At 37.9% G+C, this 11,973-nt stretch carries 12 protein-coding genes and 1 tRNA gene; 12 read left to right on the forward strand and 1 reads right to left on the reverse strand.

The window, feature by feature from the left end:
- Positions 1-16: 16 nt before the first annotated feature.
- The 12 genes from BLT15_RS11420 (at position 17) to BLT15_RS13115 (ending at position 11,630) form a co-directional block, all read left to right on the forward strand.
- Positions 17-982, forward strand: a complete 966-nt coding sequence (locus tag BLT15_RS11420; protein WP_089761873.1) for a phosphoglycerate dehydrogenase — start codon at positions 17-19, stop codon at positions 980-982.
- 123 nt (positions 983-1,105) lie between these two features.
- Positions 1,106-2,614: a gluconokinase gene (locus BLT15_RS11425; protein ID WP_089761875.1), complete on the forward strand. Its 1,509-nt coding sequence runs from the start codon at positions 1,106-1,108 to the stop codon at positions 2,612-2,614.
- Positions 2,615-2,641: 27 nt separating this feature from the next.
- Positions 2,642-3,298 carry a bifunctional 4-hydroxy-2-oxoglutarate aldolase/2-dehydro-3-deoxy-phosphogluconate aldolase gene (locus tag BLT15_RS11430; protein ID WP_089761877.1) on the forward strand — a complete coding sequence of 219 codons (657 nt, stop codon included), beginning with the start codon at positions 2,642-2,644 and terminating at the stop codon, positions 3,296-3,298.
- A gap of 30 nt (positions 3,299-3,328) precedes the next feature.
- Positions 3,329-4,330, forward strand: coding sequence for a 2-dehydro-3-deoxygalactonokinase (locus BLT15_RS11435; RefSeq protein ID WP_159429932.1), 1,002 nt, complete (start codon positions 3,329-3,331; stop codon positions 4,328-4,330).
- A 47-nt stretch (positions 4,331-4,377) separates the two neighbouring features.
- Positions 4,378-5,667, forward strand: a complete 1,290-nt coding sequence (locus BLT15_RS11440; protein ID WP_234985610.1) for a nickel-dependent putative hexonate epimerase — start codon at positions 4,378-4,380, stop codon at positions 5,665-5,667.
- Positions 5,668-5,835: 168 nt separating this feature from the next.
- Positions 5,836-6,867, forward strand: a complete 1,032-nt coding sequence (locus tag BLT15_RS11445) for a DctP family TRAP transporter solute-binding subunit (protein WP_200769762.1) — start codon at positions 5,836-5,838, stop codon at positions 6,865-6,867.
- A gap of 119 nt (positions 6,868-6,986) precedes the next feature.
- Complete coding sequence (locus tag BLT15_RS11450) at positions 6,987-7,484, forward strand: TRAP transporter small permease (RefSeq protein ID WP_089761882.1); 498 nt, start codon at positions 6,987-6,989, stop codon at positions 7,482-7,484.
- 1 nt (position 7,485) lies between these two features.
- Positions 7,486-8,772, forward strand: a complete 1,287-nt coding sequence (locus tag BLT15_RS11455) for a TRAP transporter large permease (RefSeq protein WP_234985611.1) — start codon at positions 7,486-7,488, stop codon at positions 8,770-8,772.
- 29 nt (positions 8,773-8,801) lie between these two features.
- Positions 8,802-9,938, forward strand: a complete 1,137-nt coding sequence (locus BLT15_RS11460) for a uroporphyrinogen decarboxylase family protein (protein ID WP_089761884.1) — start codon at positions 8,802-8,804, stop codon at positions 9,936-9,938.
- Between the two features lie 103 nt (positions 9,939-10,041).
- Positions 10,042-10,686, forward strand: a complete 645-nt coding sequence (locus BLT15_RS11465) for a bifunctional 2-keto-4-hydroxyglutarate aldolase/2-keto-3-deoxy-6-phosphogluconate aldolase (protein WP_089761886.1) — start codon at positions 10,042-10,044, stop codon at positions 10,684-10,686.
- Positions 10,687-10,900: 214 nt separating this feature from the next.
- A tRNA-Arg gene (locus BLT15_RS11470) sits at positions 10,901-10,977 on the forward strand.
- A gap of 458 nt (positions 10,978-11,435) precedes the next feature.
- Positions 11,436-11,630, forward strand: coding sequence for a hypothetical protein (locus BLT15_RS13115; RefSeq protein WP_143423082.1), 195 nt, complete (start codon positions 11,436-11,438; stop codon positions 11,628-11,630).
- Between the two features lie 209 nt (positions 11,631-11,839).
- On the opposite strand, the gene BLT15_RS13120 is transcribed toward BLT15_RS13115, so the two are convergent.
- On the reverse strand, positions 11,840-11,973 hold a 134-nt coding region (locus tag BLT15_RS13120), incomplete at its 5' end, for an ATP-binding protein (RefSeq protein ID WP_159429933.1).

Raw genomic sequence — 11,973 nt, forward strand, 5'->3', positions numbered from 1 at the left:
GGAGGTTTGAATTACTATGTCCTATCGTTTTTTTATAGCTTCGCGATCTTACGGCAAATACAGCCCGGAAACCAGAGAATTTTTACAGGAAGAAGGGTGTGAACTGGACTTTAATCAGCTGGATAGAGTTTATAAAGAAGAAGATCTGAAAGAGATAATTGCTGATTATGACGGAATTGTAGTTGGTGTTGATGAGATGACCGAAGAGGTAATAGAGGCTGCGGAAAATCTCAAAGTTATTGGCAAAAATGGCATCGGTGTGGACAATATTGATCTAAATGCAGCTTCCAAGGCTGGAATTCCGGTGGTAAATATACCCGGTGCTAACAGTCATTCTGTAGCTGATCTGGCAGTAGGACTTATGCTGGCTCTGGCCAGATCCATTCCAGCTGTTGATAATATGACAAAAGAGGGCAAATGGAAGCGCATAATTGGAAGAGAGCTGTGGGAGAAGAAGATTGGTGTTATAGGCACCGGAAGTATAGGACGGGAGATAGTAAGGCGTCTTACAGGTGGTTTTAACTGTCAGGTAATGGCCTATGATATAGAAAAAGATGAAGAGCTCGTGCAAAATTCACGGGTTGAATACAGGGATTTAGAGGAGATAATTCCTGAGGCTGATTACCTATCTCTAAATGTACCTTTAACAGATTCCACCCGGAATTTGATAGACAAAGAAAAATTAAGCAAGATGAAAAAAAGCGCTTATATGGTCAATACTGCTCGGGGCGGGGTGGTCAATGAAGAGGATCTGTATCAGGCTTTAAAAGAGGAAGAGATAGCCGGAGCTGCCTGTGATGTTTTTGCAGAGGAGCCTCCGGGCGACAGCAATTTATTTGAACTCGATAATTTCATTGCTACTTCGCATATAGGTGCATTTACATATGAAACCAACCGCAGGGCAGGTATGGGTTTGGCCCGGGATATGATATCTGTTTTAAAGGGAAAAGAACCGAAAAATCTCGTTAATCAGCCATATTGAAAGCTGTATAATACTCGAAATTTAAGGACTTTGATATATATCATCGGGATATGATTATTTCTGGCATTTAAAATGATGGAAATCGGAAATGCTGCAATGATTTAACGGGGTGTGTGATAGACAATGGATAAGCTATTTTGCGGCTTTGATCTGGGAACCTCTTCAGTGAAAGGGGCTGCATTTAACCAAAATTTCGAGCAGATATTTGAAGTGCAAAAATCTCTTTCGTTGATTAGTGAAAAAGAAAGCCAGGCTGAACTGGATCCCGAAAAGGTTTATGCAAAAACATTGACCTCACTGAAAGAATTGACAGCAAAAGCTGAAAAAAGAAGTCAAAACATAGATTTTGTTTCTTTTAGTTCAGCCTTACATTCGTTAATAGCGGTGGATAAAAATTTTGAACCTGTGACTGGTTGCCTGACCTGGGCCGACTCCCGGGCTCAGTCAGTGGTAGCCGATCTGGAAGAAATTTATAATAATAGAGATATTTACAGCAGAACTGGATGCCCTCTGCATGCAATGTATATGCCCGCCAAAATTTATTGGCTTAAGAAAAACAAACCAGAAGTTGTTGAGAAAACGGATAAATTTATAACTATTAAAGAATATATCATATATAAACTGACGGGTGAAAAAGTAGTTGATTATTCGCTGGCCGGTGCGGGCGGAATGTTTAATATAAGAGGCCTCTGTTGGGATCATAATTTACTTGACCTTCTGGGTTTTGGCAGGGATTATTTTAATAGAACTGCAGACGGCAAATTGGAGCTGGATTTACGGGAAAAAATTTGCGATGAATTAAATAGCGAATTCAAAATTGTTCTGGGAAGCGGCGATGGCCCGCTGGCAAATCTGGGAGCAGGGTCCTATCAAAATAATGAATTTGTGCTAACAATTGGTACCAGCGGAGCCGTCAGGGCCTTTTCCAGCGAACCGGTAATGGATGATTCTAAAAGAACCTGGTGCTATATGCTGGATGAAGATATTTTTCTGCCCGGGGGTGCAATCAACAACGGCGGATTGGTGCTGCAGTGGCTGCGAAAACTTCTCTATGACGATAAAACGGAGGAAAAGAGTTTTTATGAGGATATTGATCGTTATATTGATGATATTGATCCTGGCAGTGAAAAACTCATGTTTCTTCCTTTTCTTGCCGGCGAGAGATCTCCGAACTGGGATGCTTCCATGAGAGCTATAATGGTGGGGCTGGGTTTAAACCATGATCGCAGGCAAATTATCAAAGCCGGATTGGAAGGAATAGTATTTAGAATGTATTCAGTTTTTAGTGCTCTGGAAGATCTTCTCGAAAAACAAAACAGGGTGATAGCCACAGGAGGGTTTACCAGATCCGATCCATGGCTGCAGCTGCTGGCGGACATCTTTGGTAGAGAGGTTACTAGTTTTGAATCTTTTGATGCTTCAACTGCCGGAGCTGCTATGATGGGAGCGGTGTCCAGGGGATATTATGATAGTTATATTGATATTGATCCCGCCTGGGAAGTGAAGGCTTTTAAAAAGCCTGACATGGAAAAGCACAATAAGTATCAGCAGCTTTATTCTCTTCATGAGGAAATATATCAAAAGAATCGGGATGTATTTGCCAGGCTGAATGAAATTGAGTTTAACTCTTGAAGCTAAATAGATAGAGGTGATAAATAAATGAAAAATATAAAACGAAGAATTAAACAGGAAAAAATTATCGCTATAGTCAGAGGTGTAGAAAAGGATAAATTTAAAGCAGTAGTGGAAGCACTTTTAGCAGGTGGTGTAAACTGCATAGAGGTTACGATGAGTCCCGGTGATTCTGAAAAGACAGAGTCTGCCCTCAAGATGATTTCAATTCTGAGAGATAATTATTCGGATAGCGTTTGTCCTGGAGCAGGGACGGTAATCACTAGAGATCATCTAAATAAAGCGATCAGCGCTGGAGCGGAATACGTTATATCGCCCAGCACCCAGCCGGATTTGATAGAAGCTGCAAAAAACCTTGATAAAATTGCCATACCTGGAGCTGCCACTCCGACTGAGGCAGTTGAAGCAGAGCAGGCTGGAGCAGACTTCGTTAAATTTTTTCCTGCTGCAGCTTCCGGTTCTGGCTATATGAAAGCTTTGCAGGGACCAATATCTCATATTCCTTTTCTGGCTGTCGGAGGCATCAGCCCGGAGAATGCAGAAGACTTTTTAAAGGCAGGAGCAGCCGGGTTGGGGATAGGAGGAGGACTGGTCGACAGTGAAGCTGTAAACGCAGAAAGATTCGATGTAATCACGGAAAAAGCCGAGAAATTTAAAGAAATTATAGAAAGAAATAGAGGGTAGCAGTTTTCCTTAATTTTTAGGTCAGGGCGGGTGATAAATTTGCAGGATGATGTAAATAAAAGGGATAATTTATATCGGGTTTATTTTGACGTAGGTACCAGCAAAAGCCGTGGTTTTTTGCTTAAAGGTCTCAGGGTACTGGATCAAATGAAGAAAAAAATTGGGTCTAAAGATGTGGCTATCGAAGATGATCAGAAGTTATTAAAAAGAGAGATCAAAAAACTTTACAGGAATATTAAAGCCGATAACAGTTTAAAAGATAAAGATATTGAAGAAATATATCTTTCCGGAATGGTGACATCAAAATTTGGCTTTAAAGAAGTTCCTCATATTCCCACACCGGTTACAATAGAAAAATTGGCCGAATCAATTTACAGCTATGAAGACGAAATATTCGGGCGTGATATAAATTTGATTCGAGGACTAAAAACTTTTTCCGATGACCGGGAAATAAATGCAGAAAATTTTTCAGAAATTAATAATGTTCGGGGAGAGGAGATCGAGATCTTCGGCATAGTTTCTCGATGCAGCAAAAATAAATTTCATGTATTTATGCCTGGATCCCATACACATATTGCCAGAATTGAGAACGGAGAGATAAAAGATTTGCTTTCCAGTTTCACCGGCGAGCTGTTTCAGGTTATATCAGAACACACTTTGCTTTCTCCCTCCATAGATTTGAGCTGCGAAAAATATGATGTAGAGATGTTGAAGAAGGGCTTTCAGCATTCTGAGGAGCTGGGGATGAACAGATCTCTTTACCTGATCAATACCATGCAGATGTTTACTGATATAGACAAAAATAAGAAAACTTCTTATCTGGAAGGCATAATACTGGGAGATTTGATAAGGCTTTTCAGACGCCGGTGGCCGGATGCCCAAGACGTCATGGTAGCGGCAAAACCAGCCCTGGGTTTTGCCTACGAAAAGCTGCTGGAGAATTATGATTACAATATTGTTGAGTTTAATTGTGAAAGTGAACTTTCCGTTGAAGGATTTAAGATGATATTAAATTATCTCTGGCAGCGATGAATTTCGGGGTAATATAACAGCATTAAGATCAGGAAGGAGGAGATTTTTTGTTGGTTAAAACTTGCAGCAGCGATGATGACGGGGGAATTACACGGAATGAACTAAAAGAAATTATATCAGAATACATCGAGAAAAAAGTTGCCGGAAAAAATAAAATTCTAATTATTCCTCCTGATGGCACTCGTTTTCACTCCGGTGCAGGTATGATTACGGAAATGATCTACAAAAAATTAAAAGAAAATCAGGAAATAGAAATCGATATAATGCCAGCCCTGGGAACTCACGAGCCGATGGGCAAAAAGGCTTTAAAGAATATGTTTGGTGATATACCGTATGAGAATTTCATCAGACATAGATGGCGCAAGGATACAGTTAAAATCGGTGAAATTTCCAGGGATTACCTGGCAGAGTTATCCGAAGGAAGATTTGCTGATTCCATCGAGGTAAAGATAAATGAAAAAGTAGTGATGGGAGATTATGATCGAATTATTTCTATCGGTCAGGTGCAGCCTCATGTAGTGGTTGGAATGGCAAATTACACAAAAAATATTGTAGTTGGCTGTGGCGGTGAAGAAATAATAAATAAATCTCATTATCTGGGAGCTGTATATGGGCTGGAGAGATTGATCGGCAGAGATCATTCTCCTGTTAGAAAATTATATGATCGCATTCAGAAAAACATGTTCTCCGATCTTCCTCTGGACTATGTTTTAACTGTTAATAGATCTCATATTAATCAGGATAGAGGTCTTTCTGATATACTGGGGATTTTTATTGGCGATGATAGAGAAACTTTTTCCAGGGCGGTTAATTTAAGCCAGCAAAATAATATAAATTATTTTGATAAACCCATTCAAAAATTTGTTGTCTATCTCGATCCTGACGAGTTTTCCAGCACCTGGCTGGGTAATAAAGCTATTTATCGCACCAGGCTGGCTGTGGCGGATGGCGGTGAAATAATTATTGCTGCTCCAGGATTGAAAACAATTGGTGAGGACGAAGAGTTCGATAGAATAATAAGGAAATATGGTTATATAAATAAGAAAAAAGCAATGAAATTGACCGAACAAAATGAAGATTTACAGGAGAATCTGGCGGTGGCTGCTCATTTGATTCACGGATCACCTGAAGGGCGTTTTAAAGTGACATATGCCTGTAATCCTGAATTCAGCTCTGAAATCAAAAATGTTAACTATAACCATATTCCTTTAAACCAGGCTGAAGATAAATACGAGATTGAAAGTTTAGAGCCCGGATTCAATGAGATCAATGGAGAGAAAATTTATTATATAGAGAATCCCGCGACGGGTGTGTGGGTATATCAGGAGAGATTTTAAGATTCTTATATTTGTTTTGTTATGATTTGAATTTAGCAATAAAATGTAAAATAAAGGGGGGATGAGTTATCGTTTGGTGATAATTAAGAACGAAATCTTTTGGCAGGGTTGGTAACTATTTTAGAAAAAACACTTATATAATCATTTAATCAAAAGGAGGAGATTTAAATGAAAATGAAAGGCAAATTGGCAATATTTTTAGTTTTTGCTTTGGCTTTTGGTTTTGCATTTTATGGTGGGGATGGAGTCCAGGCGGCAGAATATAATATTAGGGCAGGTATAGGTTTTGATGATCAGTCTGCCTCATATGCTGGGCTACAAAAATTTAAGGATATGGTAGAGGATAAAAGTGAAGGCAGAATAGAAGTTGAAATTCATCCGGGAGCTGCTCTAGGTGATGATATAGAAATGATGGAAAATCTTCAGAGGGGAGTTCAAGAAGTTACTGTTCCTTCCACGGCTCCAATAACTGGTTTTGTTGAAGATTTTGCAATTTTTGATCTCCCTTTCTTGATTCCAAATTATGAAACGGCAGATTATATTTTAGACGGTGTTATTGGCCAAGAATTACTTGAACAACTGGAAGATGTAGGAATAATTGGAGTTACTTATTGGGAAAATGGGTTTAGACAATTAACTAACAACGAAAGGCCAGTTGAAAGTGTCGAAGATATGGAAGGACTTTCTATAAGAACTATGGAGAATGAGATTCATTTAGATGCTTTTGAAGAAATGGGAGCATCTCCTAGCCCTATGGCTTTTGGAGAACTTTTTTCGGCCCTTGAGGCTGGAGTTGTAGACGGGCAGGAAAATGCATTTGCCACTATCAACTTTCAGCATTTCTATGAAGTCCAACAATATGTAACAGATACAGGTCATATATACAATCCATTAGTTTTCATGATAAGCGAGGAATTTTATAATGAACTTCCTTCAGATCTCCAAGATGTTGTAATAAAATCTGCTGAAGAAGCAGGGATTTATCAAAGAGAGCTGAAAAGAAACATGCATGAAGCAGCTAAAGAGGACCTGCAAGATAGAGATGACACTGAAGTTACGGTTTTAACTGAAGAGGCTAGAGAAGGATTTAGAGAAGCTGTAGAACCGGTATATGAAAATTATGAAGAACAAATAGGGGAAGAATTCATTGAAAGAGTTCAAAATAGAATAGAAGAATGGCAAGATATACAGGATATCTAAGATATTTGAAAGTGTTTAATTAGTGGGGCAGTAGAACAGTAAAGCTGCCCCACTAAAATTATCCCAACTATATTTATATAATTATTAAGAACCGATAATTTAATTTTGGGTGTGTTAATATGGAAATAATAAAAAATATATATTATAAATTTAGAAAAACCCTGAAATTTTTATTTAGATTGTTATTAGCTGTCAATGTAATAATAATAATTTCAATAGTAAATTTACAGGTCTTTTATAGATATGTCCTTTCTTCTTCTTTGCCTTGGGTAGATGAGTTATCAAGGTTTGTTTTCATATGGATAGGCTTCATAGGGGCAGCAGTGGCTCATGAAAAAGACAAACATATTGGTTTAGTGCTTTTGTTAAATAAGTTATCAAAAAGAAGCAAACGTATTTTACAATTTATAAATGAAATAATAATTTTCATAGCGGTTGTTGTCTTAATGATTTACGGTTATGAATCTGCAATTACAGCTAGACATACATCTCCAGCACTTCATATAACAATGATGTGGGTTTATATGTGCGTTCCTATTGCTGGGGTGTATCTTATTTTAGTCAGTGCTGAAAATATGGCGGATAAAATTATACAAATAGTTAAGAAGGGTGATTAAGGTGACTGTACTTGGACTATTTTTGTTGTTTTTATTTATCTTTACCTTTATGGGAGTACCTATCGTGTTTAGTTTGACTATTTCAAATATATTATTAATAATCTGGCTGGACTTTCCTCTGGATATAATTGCAACAGAAGCAATATCTGGGATTAATGAGTTTTCACTGTTAGCAGTTCCTTTTTTTATATTTGTAGGTAAAATAATGAATGCAGGAGGAATAGCACAGAAGTTAGTGGATTTTGCTGACGCTTTAGTTGGTTTCATAACAGGTGGTTTAGGACATGTCAATGTACTAGCGAGTATGTTCTTTGGAGGAGTATCGGCTTCAGCAATCGCTGATACTGCAGCAATTGGCGGAATAATGATCCCCCAGATGGTTAGAGAAAATTATTCTCCGGAATATTCTGGTGGTATAACTGCTTCATCAGCAGTAATAGGCATAATCATACCTCCTAGCATACCTTTCATTCTATATGGTATTACTACAGGCACATCAATTAGTCAGTTGTTTGTAGGTGGAATAATTCCTGGCATTATGGTAGGGTTTGCTCTTATGACAACTAATTATATTCTATCAAAGAAAAATAGATTTGGAAAAGCTTCTGAACAAAGAAAATTTAATATTAAAAAAGTTTTAAAATCTTTTAAAATAGCTTTTTTTCCGCTTTTACTTCCATTTGTTATTGTCTTTGGAATTTTATCGGGAATTTTTACAGCAACTGAAGCTGGAGCTATAGCTTCTTTTCTGGGATTTATTTTATCTGCCTTTGTATATCGTGAAGTTGGAATAAGAGGTCTTATTGATATAATAATAGAGACAGGAGAAACTTCGGCAGTAGTTATAATTATAGCAGCCATGGCTTCCGTCACGGCTTATTTATTAACTATTTCAGGTGTGCCTCATTCTATGGCAGAGTTTATCGGAGGAAATGTCGAAACAAGAATAGCATTACTTTTAATGACAAACATTTTACTCCTTTTTACAGGAGCGATCCTGGACTTGACTCCAGCAATATTAATTTTTGCGCCAATTCTCGCTCCTGTAATGAGAGAATTCGGCATTTCAACTGTTTATTTTGGAGTTATTATGGGTATGAACTTAGGTATTGGTCTTATCACTCCTCCAGTCGGGACAGTTCTTTATGTTGCTTGTGGTGTTGCAGATGTTGAAATGGAAAAACTTGTTAAATCAACAATACCTTTCTTGTTTGTCTTGATTGCAGTATTATTAACTCTAGTTTTTTTTCCGCAGATAGTAATGTTTTTGCCTTCAATGATGCAATAGACATTAAAATTAAATAGGAGGGGAAAAAGATGAGTTTTGAAATTACGTCTCGAAAAAGAATAATTAAAGCATTAAATCACGAAGAGCCGGATGAAGTTCCTGTAGATTTTGGCGCTACAATGAATTCCAGCATCGTCAAAGAGGGATATATTAATCTCTGTGAATATTTAGATATACCTGCTGAAGATCCCAAATTTATAAATAGAATGATGAGGTCTGTTGAGGTCAAGGATCAACTTCTGGATTATTTTTCAGTTGATGTGCGCGGTGTATTCCCTGAAACCACGGCTGAAATTGAGTGGATTGAAGATGATATATACCGAGATCACTGGGGCCTGGAATGGGAGAAAAACAAATATTATTACGAACTGAGAAAAAGTCCTCTGGCGGGAAACATCTCTGAGTCCGATATTGATAGGTATGACTGGCCTGATCCTAAAAATATTGAGATAGAAGACCTCAATAAAAAGATAGATTATTTAAGAGGAGAATATGATTCTGCTTTGATTATGAGTCTTCCATCCTGTTTCATCCATACCAGTCAATATTTGCGAGGTTTTGAAGAATGGTATCTGGATTGTGCAGCCAATCCTGAGCTGTTGACTTATTTATTTGATAGAATTCTGGAAATAAATTTGGAGATCTCCCGTAAAATCTTGCAGCAGGCCGGTGACAGAGCAGATATAATCAAATTTGCAGATGATCTTGGTTCCCAGAGAGGACTGCAAATCTCCCCTGAATTTTTCAGAACCCATATAAAACCCAGATTTAAAAGATATGTGGATCAAATTCGTGAGTTTGTGGATGATCCCAAAGTATTCATCCACAGCTGCGGTTCAATAGAACCTATTCTGACGGATTTTATCGAAATAGGTATAGATATAATCAATCCAGTTCAGATCTCTGCTGAAGAAATGGCTCCGGAGAAGCTGAAAAATGAATACGGCGATCAACTCTCATTTTGGGGGGCAGTAGATACCCAAAAAGTGTTAAGAACTGAATCTCCAGCCGCTGTCAGGAAAGAGGTGGAAAGATTGGTGAAAATTTTGGGAGAAGGCGGGGGATTTGTACTTGGAGCCGTGCACAATATTCAGCCTGATGTTCCTCCGGAGAACATAGAAGCCATGTTCCTGCATGCTAAAGAGTTTAGCAAAAGCTTTTATTAAGAGTGGTCTGTGATTAATTTGTTATCAGCTGTAATTTAAATGACCAGAAGTAAAAAGCTATTTTCAAATCATAATACTAAATCATGATATGGAGGTATTTAAAATGAAAAAGAGAAAAACACTTGAAAAGATCAAAGAATGCGGTATTGTTCCAGTTATTAGAGCGGAGAGTGCCGGCCAGGCCAAAAAGATTACTGAAGCTGTAAAGGATGGGGGTATTAATGTAATTGAGATAACCATGACTGTACCCGGCGCTATCGATGTAATTGATGAGTTGACTGAAGAGTACGGCAATAACACGGATTTGGTATTTGGAGCTGGTTCTGTAATGGATGGCGAAACCACCAGAAATGCAATCTTGGCCGGGGCTGAATTTATTGTTGGTCCTGCACTTGATGAGGGTATGATAGAGGTTGCTAATAGGTATCAAAAACCTGTGGTGCCCGGGGCCATGACTCCCACTGAGGTTAAAAAAGCCATGGAAGCCGGGGCAGATATTGTCAAAATATTTCCGGCCAGCATGTTTGGCCCTAAAATTATAAAGGCCATAAAGGGTCCAATTCCACAGGCTGAACTTATTCCCACTGGAGGCGTGGATCACGATAATGTAAAAGATTGGATTAATGCTGGCAGTTTTGCGGTAGGAGCGGGAAGTGCAATAGTTAGTGGAGCTAAAGAAGATGATTACCAGAAAGTCCAGGAAGACGCTGCCAGATTTGTTGAATTAATTGAGGAAGCCAGGGCCTAAAGTGCAGGAAATTGATTGAATAGAGGAAAGAGGGGCAGCTCAATCAATCATCTTGACGATTAAAAATTAATATGATAGCATGTACTTCAGAAGTAAAAGATAAAGGTCAGCTGCTCAAAAGGATGATTTTCACTATTATTGACCGCGTTTTTATCATTGTTTCAATCTTTTTGGTGTGTTCGATCTTTTTTGTCTGGAATTTAAAAGTATGCGCGCGCCCGTAGCTCAATTGGATAGAGCATCTGACTTCGGATCAGAGGGCTGGGGGTTCGAGTCCTCCCGGGCGCGCCAATTATTCTTTTTTTATTGGTCTCTTCTCGTCTATATTTTAAGAATCATGGTGCTTTTAAATTCGGGCGTTTTTGGTTAGTTTTAGATTAATTTTGCGCTGAAATAGCATCTATAATACGTCTGATTTTTAAGTGATTTTAAGCTAATCATGCGGACTATATTTTCATCATTCCGTCTGGTTATTTACCCCTCAAAATTATTTAGAGGGGGTTTTTATATTTAATGACACCTAAAAAGAATTTGGTCAATAATGATGAACGGCAATCTATTCAGGAGGTTGTTGACAGGTTCATCAAACACTGCAAATCTAAACAGCTTTCTGATTCGACGATTGACAGTTATAAAAAAAACGCTGTCACAGATTTAAAGAATTTCTTCTTAATGAATGTGAATCTATTTCTAGCAAGATGATAAATGATATATCACCTCAGGTTATTGAAGATTACCGTCTTTAGTTATTGAATAAAGATATTTCCAGTTCTAGCGTTAATAATTATCTAAGAACTATAAGAAGATTTCTGTATTATTCTATGGAAATGGGTTATATCAAGGAGGATTTCAAAGTATCGCTGATAAAAGCGGAGAAAAAAGTAAAAGAGACTTATTCAAATGCTGAATTAGAAAGATTACTTGAAAAACCTGATGTTGAATAATGCGGTTTTGCTGAGTATAGAAACTGGGTTATAATCAATTGGCTTTTGCCTGTGTTTGGCAAATAAAAAGTACAGAGTGTGGAAACTAAAAATTACATAGCATCCCAGGTAATGTATTGATGTTGGTTTTGACTTTATGGTTGTGCGGTTGTCCGGGTTGGGAGAGGTTACCCTTCTTTAAAGAAGGGTAACCAAAAAATGTAAATTGCTTATTCTTCTTTGTTTTTCCTGGCCATAGCCTGCTGAAAGCGGTAGCTTTTTCCTGTAAAAGTAAGGATATGAGCATGGTGAACCACACGATCCAAAAGAGCTGTTGTAAGTCTTTCATCACCAAAAACTTCAT

The sequence above is a fragment of the Halarsenatibacter silvermanii genome, assembly GCF_900103135.1.
GTDB classification, from domain to species: Bacteria; Bacillota; Halanaerobiia; order Halanaerobiales; family Halarsenatibacteraceae; genus Halarsenatibacter; species Halarsenatibacter silvermanii.